Source organism: Mycoplasma sp. P36-A1, from assembly GCF_049478495.1.
Classification (GTDB): domain Bacteria; phylum Bacillota_I; class Bacilli_A; order JAJDGJ01; family JAJDGJ01; genus P36-A1.
On record NZ_CP168083.1, the window covers coordinates 838674 to 856984 of the forward strand.

The following is an 18311-nucleotide window of genomic DNA, read 5'->3' on the forward strand; positions in this document are numbered from 1 at the left end:
AATTACTTGATATAGAAAATGTTAACATATTAATACAATTGTAAAATAATACTTAAAATAATTTGAATATTTATTACAAAAACTGTTGACTTTAATTGCAAAAAGTTTTATCATATAAGGGCATTAGAAAACAAGAGTTTGAAAATGCAACGATCTTTGAAAACTAAACAGAACTGTCAATTCAATTCAGTCAGGAAATCAAAACAAATGGATAACACAATTATCCTGTCAATAAATTAATATGAAGAGTTTGATCCTGGCTCAGGATGAACGCTGGCGGCATGCCTAATACATGCAAGTCGAACGAAGAAAACCAAGAATAAAGTGCTTGCATTTTAAACTTGGATCATTTTCTTAGTGGCGAACGGGTGAGTAACACGTAGGTAACCTACCCTTTAGATTGGGACAACAGTTGGAAACGACTGCTAATACCAGATAATATCAACCATCGCATGGTGGAAGATTAAAAGAAGCTTTCAAGCTTCACTAAAGGATGGACCTGCGGTGCATTAGCTAGTTGGTGAGATAAAAGCTCACCAAGGCGACGATGCATAGCCGACCTGAGAGGGTGAACGGCCACACTGGGACTGAGACACGGCCCAGACTCCTACGGGAGGCAGCAGTAGGGAATTTTCCACAATGGGGGCAACCCTGATGGAGCAATGCCGCGTGAGAGAAGAAGGCCTTCGGGTTGTAAATCTCTGTTATAAGGGAGGAAAACTGCAAAGAGGAAATGCTTTGCACTTGACATTACCTTATCAGAAAGCCACGGCTAACTACGTGCCAGCAGCCGCGGTAATACGTAGGTGGCGAGCGTTATCCGGAATTATTGGGCGTAAAGGGTGCGCAGGTGGTTATGAAAGATTGTGGTTAAAGAATGGGGCTCAACTCCATAATGCCATGATAACTGCATAACTAGAGTACAGAAGAGGAAAGCGGAATTCCATGTGTAGCGGTGGAATGCGTAGATATATGGAGGAACACCAGTGGCGAAGGCGGCTTTCTGGTCTGTAACTGACACTGAGGCACGAAAGCGTGGGGAGCAAATAGGATTAGATACCCTAGTAGTCCACGCCGTAAACGATGAGTACTAAGTGTTGGGGCAACCCAGTGCTGAAGCAAACGCATTAAGTACTCCGCCTGGGGAGTATGCTCGCAAGAGTGAAACTCAAAGGAATTGACGGGGGCCCGCACAAGCGGTGGAGCATGTGGTTTAATTCGAAGCAACGCGAAGAACCTTACCAGATCTTGACATCTAGTGCGAAGCTATGGAAGCATAGTGGAGGTTAACACTAAGACAGGTGGTGCATGGTTGTCGTCAGCTCGTGTCGTGAGATGTTGGGTTAAGTCCCGCAACGAGCGCAACCCCTATTGTTAGTTGCCAGCATATAAGGTGGGGACTCTAACAAGACAGCTAGTGACAAGCTAGAGGAAGGTGGGGATGACGTCAAATCATCATGCCCCTTACGATCTGGGCTACACACGTGCTACAATGGTCAGTACAAAGAGAAGCAAACTCGCAAGGGCAAGCAAATCTCAAAAAGCTGATCTCAGTTCGGATTGTAGTCTGCAACTCGACTACATGAAGCTGGAATCGCTAGTAATCGCGGATCAGAATGCCGCGGTGAATACGTTCCCGGGCCTTGTACACACCGCCCGTCACACCACGAGAGTTGATAACACCCAAAGTCGATGACCTAACAGCAATGAAGGAGTCGCCTAAGGTGGGATTGATGATTGGGGTGAAGTCGTAACAAGGTATCCCTACCGGAAGGTGGGGATGGATCACCTCCTTTCTAAGGAGAAAGAAGGCTGGATTGAAAAAGGCAGTACTGTTTAGTTTTGAGAGGTCGAAAAGACTTCTTAAGTAGTAAAGATCTTTGACAACTGAATAATATTAGAAAACAAACAAGATAGATAAGTAAGACAAACAAAAATAAATGGAAGGAATTTCTGTTTATTGGAGTGGGTAATACTAAAGATTTTACAAAAAACAAGCAAAAGAAAGAGCGAAACTTTCAAAAAAACGCAAGAATAAACTTGAAAAAAAAGTAAGGTTAAGGAAGAAAGAGCGTATGGTGAATGCCTAGACACTTGGAGCCGAAGAAGGACGCGGTAATCTGCGAAAAGCCCTGATAAGAGGATAACACTCGTAGTCAGGGGTATCCGAATGGGAGAACCCATAGTTAGAGATAACTAAATGCATGCATAAATACATAGTGCATGACAAGGCAGACCTAGGGAACTGAAACATCTTAGTACCTAGAGGAAAAGAAAACAAAAGTGATTCCCCTAGTAGCGGCGAGCGAACGGGGAGAAGCCCAAACCGCAGCGATGCGGGGTTGTAGGACCACAATAGAGTGAGCGAGTGATAGCCGAATTACCTGGGAAGGTAAGTCAAAGAGAGTGAAAGCCTCGTAGGCGAAATTACTTCAACACAAAGTGGAATCCTGAGTACAACGGGACACGAGAAATCCTGTTGGAATCCGCCAGGACCATCTGGCAAGGCTAAATACTACCAAGTGATCGATAGTGAACCAGTACCGTGAGGGAAAGGTGAAAAGAACCCCGGAAGGGGCAGTGAAAGAGAACCTGAAACCATATGCTTACAAAAAGTTAGAGCCCGTTAAAGGGTGATAGCGTGCCTTTTGTAGAATGAACCGGCGAGTTATGATTGCATGCGAGGTTAAATAGAAGATATGGAGCCGAAGCGAAAGCGAGTCTTAATAGGGCGCAAAGTATGTAGTCATAGACCCGAAACCAGGTGATCTAGCCATGGCCAGGTTGAAGTTTAGGTAACACTAAATGGAGGACCGAACCTACGCACGTTGAAAAGTGCGAGGATGAGCTGTGGTTAGGGGTGAAATTCCAATCGAACCTGGAGATAGCTGGTTCTCTCCGAAATAGCTTTAGGGCTAGCCTTGATAAGAGTCTTCTGGAGGTAGAGCACTGAATGTATGATGGCCCCAGCATGGGGTACTGAGTATAATCAAACTCCGAATGCCAGAAAGATATGATCAGGAGTCAGACTATGGGTGATAAGGTCCGTAGTCGAAAGGGAAACAGCCCAGATCTCCAGCTAAGGTCCCAAAGTATATGCTAAGTGGAAAAGGATGTAAAGTTGCACAGACAGCTAGGAGGTTGGCTTAGAAGCAGCCATCCTTCAAAGAGTGCGTAACAGCTCACTAGTCGAGTGACTTTGCGCCGAAAATTTACCGGGGCTAAGCATAACACCGAAGCTGAGGACAGAAATGTGGTAGGAGAGCGTTCTAATTGAGAAGAAGCCATACCGTGAGGAGTGAGTGGATTGATTAGAAGTGAGAATGCCGGTGTGAGTAGCGAATAAGGGTGAGAATCCCTTACACCGATTGACTAAGGATTCCTGGGGAAGGCTCGTCCGCCCAGGGTAAGTCGGGACCTAAGGCGAGGCTGAAAAGCGTAGTCGATGGACAGCAGGTAGAGATTCCTGCACCGTTGTTACAACAGAAGGAGTGACAAAGAAGGCTAGGGTGAGCTAGCGAGATGGATGTTAGTAGGCTAGTAGAAGGAGTACTATAGGCAAATCCGTAGTACATAATCTAAAGACTAGACAAGATTGAGCAATCAAGAACACCCGATGCCAGCTTTCAAGAAAAGCTTCTATGGCTAATTGTAACAATGCCCGTACCGAGAACGAACACACGTGGTCAGGAAGAGAATTCCGAGGTGAGCAAGAGAACTATTGTTAAGGAACTCGGCAAAATGACTCCGTAACTTAGGGAGAAGGAGTGCTTATAGAAATATAAGCCGCAGTGAATAGGCCCAAGCGACTGTTTACCAAAAACACAGCTCTCTGCAAAGTCGTAAGACGAAGTATAGGGGGTGACGCCTGCCCGGTGCTGGAAGGTTAAGGGGAAGTGTTAGCAGCAATGCAAAGCACAGAACCGAAGCCCCAGTAAACGGCGGCCGTAACTATAACGGTCCTAAGGTAGCGAAATTCCTTGTCGGGTAAGTTCCGACCCGCACGAAAGGCGTAACGATTTGGGCACTGTCTCAACAATAGACTTGGTGAAATCTTAGTACCTGTGAAGATGCAGGTTACCCGCGACAAGACGGAAAGACCCCATGGAGCTTTACTGTAGCTTGATATTGGGATTTAGTATATTATGTACAGGATAGGTGGGAGCAAAAGAGATACATGCGCAAGTGTGTATTGATGCGATGTTGGGATACCACCCTTGATATATTGAATCTCTAACTAGAACCCCTAAACGGGGTATAGGACAGTGTCTGGTGGGCAGTTTGACTGGGGCGGTCGCCTCCTAAAAGGTAACGGAGGCGCCCAAAGGTACCCTCAGCATGGATGGAAATCATGCAAAGAGTGCAATGGCAAAAGGGTGCTTGACTGCGAGAGCAACAACTCGAGCAGGGACGAAAGTCGGGCATAGTGATCCGGCGGTGCAGAATGGAATGGCCGTCGCTCAACGGATAAAAGCTACCCTGGGGATAACAGGCTGATCTTGCCCAAGAGTTCACATCGACGGCAAGGTTTGGCACCTCGATGTCGGCTCATCGCATCCTGGGGCTGAATTCGGTCCCAAGGGTTGGGCTGTTCGCCCATTAAAGCGGTACGCGAGCTGGGTTCAGAACGTCGTGAGACAGTTCGGTCCCTATCTGTCGTGGGCGTAGGATATTTGAGAAGGGCTGTCCTTAGTACGAGAGGACCGGGATGGACCTACCTCTGGTGCACCAGTTGTCACGCCAGTGGCATGGCTGGAAAGCTAAGTAGGGAAAGGATAACCGCTGAAGGCATCTAAGCGGGAAGCCTACTTCAAGATGAGATATCCCAATAAGTAAGACCCCTTGAAGACTACAAGGTAGATAGGACACATGTGTAAGTACAGCGATGTATTAAGCTGAGTGTTACTAATAGGTCGAGGACTTAACCTTGAAAAAGACTAATATTATTCAGCAAAGACTTTACAAAGTCTGGTGTTGATGGCAAGATGGACACACCTGTACCCATACCGAACACAGAAGTTAAGCATCTTAGCGCCGAATGTAGTACGAAAGTGCGAGAATAGGACATCGCCAGGCAAAGCAAGAGCCCTTAATAGGGCTTTTTATTATATTTAAAAATAGGAGGAGTTAATTATGAAGCTTGAACTAATACTTAGTAGTTTGGATGAAACAGCACTTTTTGCAAAAAAAATAGCTAGTGTTGTCTCGAAAAGTAAGGGAGTAATCTTTTTGGATGGAGACCTAGGTGCTGGGAAAACCACTTTCACAAAATTATTAGCTAAAAATTTAGGTATTAATGAAATAGTTACATCTCCTACTTTCAATATTTTTAAAAGATATGAGTTTAATTCTTCTGCATTAAACCATTTTGATTTATATCGAATTAAAGAAAATGTCTATGATAATGGCTTTGAAGATTACTGGTTTGATCCTAATGAGATATCAATTATAGAGTGGTCTACTTTTTTACCAGAAGAATTTCAAGATATCTGTTTATTAAAATTAAACATAGAAATTATCGGTGATAATAAAAGAAAGATTATTATACATGCAAGCGATAAAATACTAGATATAATAAAGGAGTTAAATTAAAATGAAATTATACATTGATACAACTAATCAATTTATTATTTTTGTATTAATTAATAATGATAGAATAATTAATAGTAAAATAATAAATACAAATAGAAACCAATCAGAGAAATTTATTGATGAACTAGATTTGTTCTTAAAATCAAATAATACAAACATTGATTCAATTCAAGATTTTTTCTTTGCAAATGGTCCAGGTAGTTTTACAGGAATTCGTGTTGGGTTATCTTTTGCAAAAGCTTTATTAGTTAGTAAAAAAGTGAACATTTATACTATTAATACACTACATACTTTAGTTGACAACTTTGTAGATTCAGAATCTATAATTGATGCTAGAGGTGGTAAGTATTATTATGTTAAGGTATTAAATAATAAATTCAACAAGCCACAACTATTAGAAAAATCAGATGTCATTTTAGAGAATAAAAATATAAATACATATGAAAATAGTATTAGTAAAATTCCTGATAATGTCTTACATTTAATTGAAAATGAAATTTATTCTTTAGATATTTCTTCATTATATGTAAAGGAAGCATTTTAATGAATATAAGAAACGCTACTAAGGCCGATATTAATAATATATTATTATTGCATGATTCTCTTTTTTCTTATAAGTGGTCCTATGATAATTATGCTAATGAACTAGATTTTGATATAAGCTCTTTTAAAGTAATAGAATATCAAGATCAAATTATTGCATACTATATTTTACATAATATATTTGAAACACTAGAAATAATTATGATTGTGGTTTCTAAAGAGTATCAATCACAAGGAATAGGCCAAAAATTGCTTCAAATTATAGAGAACGAAAAAAAAGTAAATGGTAATGACTTTATATATTTAGAAGTTGCTTTTGATAATGAACAAGCTATAAAATTTTATGAAAAAAATAGTTTTATTAAAATTAATGAAAGGAAAGATTATTATGGAAAAGGCAAACATGCTTTTATTTATAGTAAGTAGGAATATAAAATGATAGAAAATGAAAGAATTATATTAGCAATAGAAACAAGTTGTGATGAAACAGCGATGTCAATACTTAAGGGTAATAAAAAACTTTTAGCAAATATAGTTTCAAGCCAAATAGATCAACATAGTCTTAATGGAGGAGTAGTTCCAGAACTTGCATCTAGGTTGCACTTACAAAATATCGATAGTGTATTTAAAGAAACAATGAGTAAAGCTAATATATCAATTGAAGATGTTGATGGTATTGCTATTGTTAATGGACCGGGTTTAATTGGTGCACTACATGTAGGTGTAATGTTTGCAAAATCAATAGCCTATCTTAATAATATACCAATATTACCAATTCATCATATCGCAGGTCACATTTATGCTAATGAGTTGATAACTGATTTAAAATTTCCTCTTATAGCTTTAGTAGTTTCTGGTGGGCACACAGAATTAGTATTAATGAATAATCACCTAGAATTCAAAGTTTTAGGTCAAACTCATGATGATGCTATTGGGGAAAGTTACGATAAAATAGCAAGGGTATTAGGACTTGGATATCCTGGAGGACCTATAATAGATAAACTAGCTAAAAGTGGAACAGATATTTACAACTTTCCGATTCCTAAAAATGACAAAACATACGACTTTTCATATAGTGGTTTAAAATCAGCAGTTATAAATAAAGTTAATACTTTAAAGATGAAAAAAGAATCGTACAATAACGATGATATTGCTTGCTCATTTCAAACAAGTGCTATAGCACCATTAATTTCTAAAACTTTAATGGCTGCAAAAGAATTTAATGCTGTACAAGTTGTATTAGCTGGTGGAGTGTCTGCAAATTCTTATTTAAGAGAAAAAATAACGGAAGAATTTAAAGAAAAATTACCTTTAGTTGAGTTGGTTTTACCTCCGCTTTGGGCAACAACAGATAATGCTGCAATGATTGCAAGTGTAGCATCACATTATAAAAAGGAAGCGTACACTAATAATTATAGCTTCAGTGTAAATCCTAATCGAAAATTGGCCGAATAAGGCCTTTTTTGACACATATACAACTAAATATATGGTATAATAAATTGATAGAGAAAGGTTTAGGTGGTTTAATGAAACAAAGTAGATTGTTTATACCAACTCAAAGAAACGAAATTAATGATGAGAGCACTGCTAAATCGTTTTTGTTAATGCAAAAAGCAGGAATGATTAAACAAGTAGCTGCAGGTATATTTACCTATCTTCCATTAGCGAATATGGTAATGCAAAATATAGAAAAAATTACAAGAGAAGAATTAGAAAAAATATCTTCTGTAGAATTAACAATGCCAATTTTACAGCCCAAAGAACTTTGGCAAGAGTCACAAAGATGGACTAAATATGGTGTAGAATTAATGAGAATGAGTGATAGACATGATAGAGAATTTTGTTTAGCACCTACTGCTGAAGAATTAGTTGTTTCTACAATTAGAGATAGTGTTAAGTCATGGAGACAACTACCATTATCTGTATATCAAATTCAAACTAAATTTAGAGATGAAGCTCGACCAAGATTTGGATTGATGCGTGGACGTGAATTTATTATGAAAGATGCTTATTCATTTCATGTCGATGATCAAGATTTAGATGTTCATTACAAAGAAATGGAAAAAGCATACGATAACATTTTCAAAAGATGTGGTTTAGATGTTATAAAAGTTAGTGCTGATAACGGAGCAATTGGCGGCAGTGATTCAACTGAATTTATGGCAATAAGTGAAATTGGAGAAGACACTTTGATTTATTGTGAAACTTGTGGATATCAAGCTAATTTAGAAAAAGCAATAGCTAAATATGATATTGCACAACCAAATAATGAAGAAGTATTAACACTTAAATTAATAGATACTCCAAATGTGTCAAAAGTAGAAGATATAGCTAGATTTTTAGATATGAATTTAAATAGAGTTGCAAAATATATTACTTATAAAGATGACATTACTAATAAATTTTATTTAGTGGTTTCTCCAGGAAATTATGAAATTAATGAAGTTAAATTAAATAATTTAGTAAAAGGCGAATTGCGAAAATTAACTGATGAAGAATTAATCGAACAAGGTCTATTAAAAGGATTTATTGGACCAGTAAATTTAAAAACAAAAGACAGATTTATTATTGTTGCAGATGAGTCAATAGAAAATATGACAAACCATACTGCAGGTGGTAATATAGTTGATACACATTACATTAACATTAACCTTGGAAGAGATTATAATGCTGATTTTGTTGCAGATATCAAAGAAGTTAAAGAAACTGATAAATGTGTTAACTGTAATGATAATTTAAAATTTGCAAAGGGTATTGAAGTTGGACATATTTTCAAATTAGGTGATGTATATTCAAAAGCTATGAATTGTACTTATTTAAATCCAGAACAAAAACAAGTACCAATGCAAATGGGATGTTATGGATTAGGAATAAGCCGCGTTTTAATGGCAATAATAGAATCTCATTCTAATGATGAAAACAATAGCTTAATCTGGCCAAAAGAAATACAACCTTTTGATGTCCACTTAATAATAGTAGATCAAAAGAAAGAAGAACAATTAAATATTGCACAAGAGCTATACAATAAATTAACTCAAGAAGGAATTAAAGTACTTTATGATAATAGAAAAGAAAGAGTTGGTTCTAAATTTGCAGATGCTGATTTAATTGGTATTCAAAAAAGAATAATTGTTGGAAAAAAAGCGGTTGAAGGAATTGTTGAATTCAACGATAGACTAACTGAAGAAAAAATTGAAATAAGTGCAGATAGTGTTTTGAACTATCTAGTAAAGTAGGCTAATATGGATGAAATAAGTAAATTAATAACTCAAGAAAAATATGAAGAAGCCTTAAAAAAGTTACTTATAATGGATGGCAATTACTTGCAAAAAACACAATGTTTGTATGAAATGAAAAAATATGATGAACTTAAATCATTTTTTGAAAGTATTTCAGATAAAATTGAAAAAGAATATTATGAAATATTAGGCTTTTATATTTTATCGCTTTTAGAACTAGAAGAGTTTGATAAGGCACTTTCAGTTTTAAATGAAGAACTTTCAATGCCATATATTGAATCACCATATGATGTTGTTTTAGATAATTTGTATGATGATGTTATTGCAAGAAAGAGATTATTTTTATCTGATAAAGGGTTAGAAAATATTCATATACATGAACATGATGTAAAAGAAGTTCTACTAGATGGTGATGATTTTGATACACAATTGCAATTAATATTAAATTTAGATAAATTAAATATTAGAAATATATTTGAAGAATTATCATTGTTCTTAGAAAATCAAAATAAAAATTCAATTTTAAAATCGTTTATATTAGAATTACTGATTAAACAGCAAATTAGCGATGAAGTGATAATAAATAAAAATGGATTAGAATATGCATTTTTACCAATGGCTAACCAACTTGTTTTAGATAATCATAATTATTTGATCACAAAAAATAATATAGAAGATAGATTAGAAAAAAATCCAAGTTTTTTACAGATGGCTTTAGATGTTTTAGATATGACAGCTTATTTAATATATCCTCAATTAATAGATTCGGAAGAAACTAAGTTGTATGCTGCTGCAATTGAATATTATGTATACTCTTTAAACATGGAAGAAATCGATAATAGTTTATACTCTTATTATGATTTAAATGAAAAAATTGTTGAAGGAATGGTATCATATATTGTAGGATTTTTACAACCAGAAGATAGCCATATACACTCGTTATGATAGAGTTAAATTTCTACAATGATTATAATAAATCATTTGATTATTTAAAAACAGATTATTCTAAAATATTTGAAATTGCATTGAAAATACTTAATATCAATAAAAAATGTGAAATAAGTGTCACATTGGTTAATAATGAAGAAATACAAAGAATAAATAAAGAATATCGAAATAAGGATTATGCTACAGATGTTATTTCTTTTGAAAGTGGAATGCTTTTAGAAGAATTTCATCTTGAAGTAGATTTAGGAGATATCTTTATTAGCGTTGATAAAGCGCTTGAACAGGCAAAAGAATATGGACATTCGCAAACAAGAGAATTAAATTTTCTTTTTGTACACGGCTTATTACATTGTCTTGGATATGACCATTTGAATGAATTAGATGAAAAAGAAATGTTTGCTATGCAAGAGGTGATACTTGATGATTACAAACTTTAAAAAAATTGCAAAATTTCGAATAAAGAAAAAAGAACAGATATACTACAAAAATCATAATAAGTTTTCTGTGGCCTTTAAAGGCATTTATACGGTGTTTGCTGAAGAATCAAGTTTCAGATATCAAACACTGATTTTTGCACTTGTACTAGTAATGGGTATAGCCTTAGATTTAAATCAAGTTGAATGGATTTCAATTATAATAGTATCAATAATTGTTTTGAGCTTAGAAATAATGAATACTGCAGTAGAAAATATTATTGATATAATTTCACCAGAATATAATAAAAGTGCAGGTAAAGTAAAAGATATTGCAGCAGGTTGCGTTCTTCTAGCAAGTATTGGAGCAGTTTGTATAGGCATCTTTATTTTTTATCCAAAAATAATAACATTAATATAAAAGGAGAATTACCATGAAAGAAAAATTAAGAGAAACAATGTTTAATTTAAGTATGAAGGGATATGCTAATGCATATGTACCATATTCTAATTATGCAGTTGGTGCATCTTTAGTAACAAAAGATAACAAAGCCTTTATTGGAGCAAATATAGAAAATGCTGCATATGGCTCAACAATATGTGCAGAAAGAACTTGTATTAATAGTGCTTATGCTAATGGTGTAAGAAAAGAAGACATTTATGCATTTGCATTAGTAACTGAATCAGAAGAACCAGGTACACCATGTGGTGCATGTAGACAAGTCTTATCTGAATTACTAGAACCAAACACACCTATCTTTATTTTCAATACAAAAGGAGACTGTTTTGAAACTGATATCGCAACACTATTACCATATAAATTTGTATTAGAAGCTAAAGATGACGATAATGAAAAAAATAATGAGGAAGTAGCTAATGTTTAAGTCAGGATTTGTAGCTATAGTTGGGCGCCCAAATGTAGGGAAATCAACACTTTTAAATAGCTTTTTAAATCAAAAGGTTGCAATAATGTCAAGCAAGCCACAAACTACTAGAAATAAAATCCAAGGTATATTAACAGATGAAGACTCTCAAATAGTGTTTATTGACACACCTGGTATTCACAAACCTAAATCAAACCTATCAACATTTATGAATAAAAGTGCTTATAGTGCTACTAGAGATGTTGAAGTAATTATGTTTTTAACTAATGTTGATCAACCAATGTCAACTGGTGATAAAATGATAATAGAAAACTTAAAAGGAAGCAACTCAAAAGTCTTTTTAGTACTTAATAAGATAGATTTAATATCAAAAGAGGAACTATACCAATACTTACAAAAACTTCCTAAAGAATATGAAGATATTTTCGATGAGGTAATACCAATTTCAGCTAGAACAAAGGCAAATTTGACTTCTTTACTAGAATTAATAAAAGCTAATTTACCTGAAGGAATAAAATATTATCCCGATGACATGGTAAGTGACCATCCAGAAAGATTTATTTTTAAAGAAATTATTAGAGAGAAAATATTGCAACTAACAGGTCAAGAAGTTCCACACTCAATCGCTGTAGTAATTGAGAATGTAAAGAAAAAGAAAAATGGAGCAATATTAATAAATGCAGCTATAATAGTTGAAAGAGACTCTCAAAAAGGAATTATAATTGGAAAAAATGGTCAAAAATTAAAAGAAATTGGAAGGCTTGCACGAGAAGAACTTGAAACAATTCTAGGTTCAAAAATATACTTAGAAACATTTGTTAAAGTTGAAAAAGACTGGCGAAATAAACAATTTCAATTAGCTGAACTTGGCTATAATAGTGAAGATTACTAAAGATATAAATGGCATTATTTTTGATGTTTTAGAATATAAAGACAATGATTTAATTGTTAGTGTATTAAGTAAAGAATATGGATTTATGCAATTATATGTAAAAGGTGGAGCAAAAGTTACATCTAAAAGCTTTTATATTATAAAACAATTTAACGAAATAACTTTCGATGTTTCAAAGTTAAACATAGATTCATTGTCATTGTATAAAAGTGGTACAAACATTAGTGTTTTTGATTATACAAGTTTAAGCTATAATCAAATAAATGCTTGCTTATTACTAGCAGAGTTATTTAATAAAATTAAAGAAATTGATAATTTTGATTATGTTAAATACTATGATTTTATAAAAAAATATTTAGAAAGTATTAAACAAAATAACAACATATATTACTTGATAAATTTATTTTTATATAATACCTTAGTAATTTTAGGCGCTTATCCAATCATAGATAAATGTGTAATATGTAATAATGATAATTCAATCGTTGGATTTGATATAGAAAATTTTGGATTTGTCTGTAAAAATTGCCAAAGTAATGCATATATTTTAAAAGATAAAGTGGTTTTAACAACTCTTTATGAAATTAATAATCAAGAGTTAAAAAGTAGCAGTAGTAAAAGTAGCAATAAAATAATAATGAATATTTTAACAAATTATTTATCAGAGAATACTGGAGTTAATTTAGTATCTAGAAAATATATATATTAAGGAGAGATGTTTAATGAAAACAATGGAAGAAATAGTGAATTATTGTAAAGAAACTGGATTTATGTATCCTGGATCTCAAATATATGGTGGACTTGCAAACGCATGGGATTATGGTCCACTAGGTGTAGAATTAAAGAATAATATTGAAAAAGCATGGTGGAAAAAATTTGTACAACAATCACCATACAATGTTGGAATAGATGCTGCAATTTTAATGAATCCACAAGTATGGGTTTCAAGTGGTCATGTTGGTGGTTTTTCTGATCCATTAATGGATTGTAAAGAATGTAATACAAGACATCGTGCTGATAAAATAATAGAAGAATTTGACAGCTCAGTAAATCCTGCTGGATGGAGTCATGATGAAATGTTGAATTATATTAACGAAAAACAAATACCTTGTCCAGAATGTGGAGCAGTAAATTGGAGTGAAATAAAAGAATTTGATTTAATGTTTAAAACTCAACAAGGTGTAATAGCTAAAGAAGGTAGCGAAATATATTTACGTCCTGAAACAGCACAGGGTATATTTGTGAACTTTAAAAATGTTTTAAGAAGTACAAGAAAAAAATTGCCTTTAGGTATTGCTCAAGTTGGTAAATCATTTAGAAATGAAATAACACCAGGAAACTTTATATTTAGAACTAGAGAATTTGAACAAATGGAATTAGAATTCTTTTGTAAACCAGATACTGCAATGGAATGGCATAAATACTGGATAGATTATTGTGAAAAATGGTTACTTACATACGGAATTAAACCAGAACTATTTGTGTTTAGAGAACATGAAGTAGATGAGTTATCACACTATTCAGATGCTACAACTGATATAGAATTTATGTTTCCATTTGGTCAAAGTGAATTATGGGGAGTAGCTAATAGAACAAACTTTGATTTAAAATCTCACATGACTGGTTCAAAAGAAAACATGGAATATCATGATCCAACAACAAATGAAAAGTATATTCCATATGTAATTGAACCAAGTTTGGGACTAAATAGAATGCTTTTAGCATTTATTTGCAATGGTTTAGAAGAAGATGAAGAAAGAGGAACAATCTTTAAAATTCATCCTGATTTAGCGCCAATCAAAATATGTATTATGCCACTTCAAAAACAGCAAAAAGAAAAAGCAATGGAAGTTTATGAAAAATTAGCAACTAAATATATGGTAGAATTTGAAGCTGCAGGTAATATAGGTAAAAGATACAAAAGACAAGACTCAATAGGAACACCATATTGTGTAACAATAGATTTTGATACTGAACAAGATAACTCTGTAACTATTAGAGACAGAGATACAATGGAGCAAGTAAGAGTACCAATTGATAATTTAGATAACTACTTTAGTGATAAATTTAATTTTTAGGTGTTTATAAATGGCTAGAATATCTGAAGATAAAATAAAAGAAATTTTAGATAAAGTAGATATTGTAGATGTAATATCCAATGAAATAGAACTTATTCAAAAAGGTAAGAACTTTTTGGCGGTATGTCCATTTCATAATGATACCAATCCATCAATGTCAATATCACAAGAAAAGCAATTATATAAATGTTTTTCTTGTGGCGCAGGTGGGAATGCACTTACTTTTTTGAAAGAGTATAAAAAAATAAGTTTTATAGAGGCACTACAAATTCTAGCAGATTTTGCTAATATTGAATTAAATATAAGTTCTAGTAAAAATAGTACCATTCAAACTAGTGATGAATACAACAAGTTAAGAGAACTAAATAAAGAAGCAAAAATTCTTTTTGATTATTTAATGGATGATGCAGACAGTCCATTTTTAGATGTATATTTAAAAGATAGAACAATTACTAAAGATATCATTGATTATTTTAAAATTGGTTTTAATTCAAGTGAAAATGTATTAACAAATCTCTTAAAAGCAAAAAATTATGACATGAATGATGCAGTAAAACTTGATCTTGTAAGAGTAATTAACAATGAATATTTTGACAATTATAATAACAGAGTAGTATTTCCAATTATAGATAGTAACAACAATGTAGTTGGCTTTAGTGCAAGAGCACTATTAAAAGATCAAACACCAAAATATCTTAATTCAAGAGACTCTATTTTGTATGATAAGTCCAAAATACTATACAATATAAATAATGCAAAAGAAGAAATAAAAAGTAGCAAAACAGTATATATTACAGAAGGACCTAATGATGTAATAGCATTTTATAGAGCAAATATTAAAAATTGTGTTTGTGTCATGGGAACAGCATTCACACAAAAGCATTTAGATTTGTTGTATAATTTAGGAACTAAAAATATTGTATTGGCATATGATGGTGATGTTGCAGGTCAAAATGCAACATACAAAACATTAAAGTTAATTGAGCAAAATAGATTTAATGTAAAGTGTATTGATTTTGAGAAGCTAGATCCAGATGAATATTTCTTTTCACATGGAAGTGAAGCTTTTGTAAAAAAGATAAGCAATCCTATTTCAAGTATTGATTTTCTAATTAAGTATAAGTTTAACAATACAAATATGAACAATTATGAAGATAAAAAGAAAACAGTTATATCACTAGTAAGTGAAATGAATAAAATTTCTGATCAATATGATAAACAGCATTATTTTAATGTCATATCTAAAATAAGCAATATTTCAGTTTCATTATTGAACTCCTTTTCATTAGATATAAACACAAGTACTGAATCATATGAAAGACCAAAGAAAATAATAGAAATTGAATCTGAAAATGCAATTGATAAAGCCTCAAAAATAATATTATATTACATGATGAATGACATAAAGTATTATAATGAATTTAATGACTCTATCAAAACGTTTACAAATAAACATTATCGAAAATTATATAATGCTATTTCGGCTTTTTATCTTTCAGAAAAGATATTTGACTTTACTGTCTTAGCATCAATGAACGCAGATAAAGAGACAATAGCAGTACTAATGCAAATTGTAAATACAACTGAATATGAAGAATATAGTGAAGAAAAAATCTTTGAAGATTCAATTAAAATATTAAAGTTAGAAACATTAATGAACCAATTTAAAGTATTAGACAATAAATTGAAAATAACAGTTGATCCAATAGAAAAATCACTTATTGCAAAAGAAAAACAAGAACTAAATAGAGAAATAAGATCAAGAAAAAGAGAAATTTTTAAATAAAAAGAGGGGTAATTTTTATGGTAAAAATAGTAAGTTTAGAAGATATAAAAAGCGAGCTTTTAAAAGAAGCAAAAGGTAGTTTATTAAGTCAAGAGCATGTAATGAACTATATAAAAGATTATGATTTTACAGATGATGATATTGATGATATATTCACTTTTTTAAATGAAGAAGGTGTAATGGAATCAGAGATAGATGATGATATTGATGCTGAAATAGTTGAAGATATAGACTTAGATGATGATGAAAAAGAAGAAGATAACTACGATTTAAATGCAGTTTATGATACTGACTACTATGATCCAGGACTTGATTTATCAAGTAATGTTAAGATCAATGATCCAGTAAAAATGTACCTAAAAGAAATTGGTAATGTAAAATTATTATCAATGGCACAAGAAGTAGAGTTAGCAAAAAGAATTGAACAAGGTGATGAACAAGCAATTAAAGAATTAACAAGTGCAAATTTAAGATTAGTTGTTTCAATTGCTAAAAAATATGTAGGTCGAGGAATGTTATTTTTAGATCTAATACAAGAAGGAAATATCGGATTGTTAAAAGCAGTTGATAAATATGATTATACAAAAGGTTTTAAGTTTTCAACTTATGCAACTTGGTGGATTAGACAAGCAATAACAAGAGCAATTGCCGATCAAGCAAGAACAATTAGAATACCAGTTCATATGGTAGAAACAATAAATAAAATTACAAAGGTTCAACGTAATTTAGTACAAGAACTTGGAAGAGATCCACTACCAGAAGAAATAGCAGCAAGAATAGAAGGTATGACACCTGAAAAAGTACTTGAGATACAACAAATTGCAATGGACCCAGTTAGCTTTGAAACACCAATTGGTGAAGAAGATGATTCAAGTCTTGGTGATTTTGTTGAAGATCAAGATGCACTTTCACCATTTGACTTTGCTGCGAATGAAATGTTAAAGGAAGAGTTAAAAGAAGTACTTTTAGAATTAACAGATAGAGAGGAAAAAGTCCTTAAACTTAGATTTGGACTAGAGGATGGTAGAACAAGAACATTAGAAGAAGTAGGTAAAGAATTTGATGTTACAAGAGAAAGAATTAGACAAATTGAAGCAAAAGCTTTAAGAAAACTAAAACATCCTAATAAATCAAAAAGATTAAAAGACTTTATGATAAAATAATGAAACTAGGCTATAGATTAGAAGCAATAGCTTCAATGATTGATAATCATAATTCAATTGTAGCAGATATAGGTTGTGATCATGGATGGTTAGCAATCTATCTAATTACAAATAATAAAGCAAAAAAAGCATATGCATGTGATGTAAATATAGGACCTTTAAACAATGTAAAAACAAATGTAACTAACAATTATTTAGACGATAAAATACAAGTTTTATTAAGTAACGGCTTAGAAAAAATCGATGAAAATGAAGTTAGCGACATCGTAATTGCAGGAATGGGTGGATCATTAATAGTTGATATTTTACAAAAAGATATTGCTAAAATTAAAGATAAAACGCTATATTTACAGCCAAATATTAATAGCTATAAATTACGTACATTTTTAATAAATAATGAATTTAGTATAGTAGATGAAAAAACAGTTAAAGAAAATAAAATAATCTATCAAGTAATTAAAGCAAAACCATCAAAAGAAAATAATAATGATATTTATTCTGAATTAGATTTACTTTTTGGCAAGATAAACTTAGAAAAAAATGAACCACTTACGCAAGAATTGTTAAGAGATACATATGATAAATATGCTAATATAGTAAAAGACATGCCTGATGATAATCCAAGAAAAGAACAATTTATAAATAGAATGCAATTAATAAAACAATTTTTATTATCAAAATAATAAAATACCATAATAGTCAAGTGTAAAATAACCACTGGTTTCAACTCCAAGACTATTAAAATTTAGAAGAATCAATATATTAAAGGAGTT

General features: G+C 32.5%; 15 protein-coding genes and 3 rRNA genes. All 18 read left to right on the forward strand.

Annotated elements, in window-relative coordinates:
* Positions 1-238 precede the first annotated feature (238 nt).
* The 18 genes from ACD762_RS03900 to ACD762_RS03985 all read left to right on the forward strand — a co-directional run bounded on the left by ACD762_RS03900 (position 239) and on the right by ACD762_RS03985 (position 18221).
* Positions 239-1796: ribosomal RNA gene (locus ACD762_RS03900) — 16S ribosomal RNA — on the forward strand.
* Positions 1797-2055: 259 nt separating this feature from the next.
* Positions 2056-4929: ribosomal RNA gene (locus tag ACD762_RS03905) — 23S ribosomal RNA — on the forward strand.
* Positions 4930-4967: 38 nt separating this feature from the next.
* Positions 4968-5076, forward strand: a 5S ribosomal RNA gene (rrf, locus tag ACD762_RS03910).
* Together the 16S, 23S and 5S rRNA genes form the textbook arrangement of a ribosomal RNA operon.
* A gap of 57 nt (positions 5077-5133) precedes the next feature.
* Entirely contained in the window at positions 5134-5592 is a 459-nt protein-coding gene (gene tsaE, locus ACD762_RS03915; protein WP_423364554.1) for a tRNA (adenosine(37)-N6)-threonylcarbamoyltransferase complex ATPase subunit type 1 TsaE, read from the forward strand.
* A gap of 1 nt (position 5593) precedes the next feature.
* A complete protein-coding gene (gene tsaB, locus ACD762_RS03920) occupies positions 5594-6136 on the forward strand; it encodes a tRNA (adenosine(37)-N6)-threonylcarbamoyltransferase complex dimerization subunit type 1 TsaB (RefSeq protein WP_423364555.1) in 543 nt (180 codons plus the stop codon).
* Positions 6136-6561 carry a ribosomal protein S18-alanine N-acetyltransferase gene (gene rimI / locus ACD762_RS03925; protein WP_423364556.1) on the forward strand — a complete coding sequence of 142 codons (426 nt, stop codon included), beginning with the start codon at positions 6136-6138 and terminating at the stop codon, positions 6559-6561. Before tsaB ends, rimI begins: the two co-directional genes overlap by 1 nt.
* A gap of 12 nt (positions 6562-6573) precedes the next feature.
* Positions 6574-7590 carry a tRNA (adenosine(37)-N6)-threonylcarbamoyltransferase complex transferase subunit TsaD gene (tsaD, locus tag ACD762_RS03930; protein WP_423364710.1) on the forward strand — a complete coding sequence of 339 codons (1017 nt, stop codon included), beginning with the start codon at positions 6574-6576 and terminating at the stop codon, positions 7588-7590.
* A 71-nt stretch (positions 7591-7661) separates the two neighbouring features.
* Positions 7662-9371 carry a proline--tRNA ligase gene (locus ACD762_RS03935; protein ID WP_423364557.1) on the forward strand — a complete coding sequence of 570 codons (1710 nt, stop codon included), beginning with the start codon at positions 7662-7664 and terminating at the stop codon, positions 9369-9371.
* 6 nt (positions 9372-9377) lie between these two features.
* A complete protein-coding gene (locus tag ACD762_RS03940) occupies positions 9378-10322 on the forward strand; it encodes a hypothetical protein (RefSeq protein ID WP_423364558.1) in 945 nt (314 codons plus the stop codon).
* Positions 10316-10759, forward strand: coding sequence for an rRNA maturation RNase YbeY (gene ybeY, locus ACD762_RS03945; protein ID WP_423364559.1), 444 nt, complete (start codon positions 10316-10318; stop codon positions 10757-10759). Before ACD762_RS03940 ends, ybeY begins: the two co-directional genes overlap by 7 nt.
* Positions 10743-11156 carry a diacylglycerol kinase family protein gene (locus tag ACD762_RS03950; protein WP_423364560.1) on the forward strand — a complete coding sequence of 138 codons (414 nt, stop codon included), beginning with the start codon at positions 10743-10745 and terminating at the stop codon, positions 11154-11156. Before ybeY ends, ACD762_RS03950 begins: the two co-directional genes overlap by 17 nt.
* A 13-nt stretch (positions 11157-11169) precedes the next feature.
* The gene (gene cdd / locus ACD762_RS03955; protein ID WP_423364561.1) at positions 11170-11619 is read left to right on the forward strand and encodes a cytidine deaminase; all 450 of its coding nucleotides are present in this window, start codon (positions 11170-11172) and stop codon (positions 11617-11619) included.
* Positions 11612-12511 carry a GTPase Era gene (era, locus tag ACD762_RS03960; protein WP_423364562.1) on the forward strand — a complete coding sequence of 300 codons (900 nt, stop codon included), beginning with the start codon at positions 11612-11614 and terminating at the stop codon, positions 12509-12511. The genes cdd and era overlap by 8 nt, the downstream gene beginning before the upstream one ends.
* Entirely contained in the window at positions 12498-13220 is a 723-nt protein-coding gene (gene recO, locus ACD762_RS03965) for a DNA repair protein RecO (RefSeq protein WP_423364563.1), read from the forward strand. Before era ends, recO begins: the two co-directional genes overlap by 14 nt.
* A 10-nt stretch (positions 13221-13230) precedes the next feature.
* On the forward strand, positions 13231-14589 hold the full coding sequence (locus ACD762_RS03970; protein ID WP_423364711.1) for a glycine--tRNA ligase: 1359 nt from the start codon (positions 13231-13233) through the stop codon (positions 14587-14589).
* Positions 14590-14599: 10 nt separating this feature from the next.
* Positions 14600-16375 carry a DNA primase gene (gene dnaG / locus ACD762_RS03975; RefSeq protein WP_423364564.1) on the forward strand — a complete coding sequence of 592 codons (1776 nt, stop codon included), beginning with the start codon at positions 14600-14602 and terminating at the stop codon, positions 16373-16375.
* 17 nt (positions 16376-16392) lie between these two features.
* Positions 16393-17538: an RNA polymerase sigma factor RpoD gene (gene rpoD, locus ACD762_RS03980; RefSeq protein ID WP_423364565.1), complete on the forward strand. Its 1146-nt coding sequence runs from the start codon at positions 16393-16395 to the stop codon at positions 17536-17538.
* A complete protein-coding gene (locus ACD762_RS03985; RefSeq protein ID WP_423364566.1) occupies positions 17538-18221 on the forward strand; it encodes a tRNA (adenine(22)-N(1))-methyltransferase in 684 nt (227 codons plus the stop codon). The genes rpoD and ACD762_RS03985 overlap by 1 nt, the downstream gene beginning before the upstream one ends.
* Positions 18222-18311 lie beyond the last annotated feature (90 nt).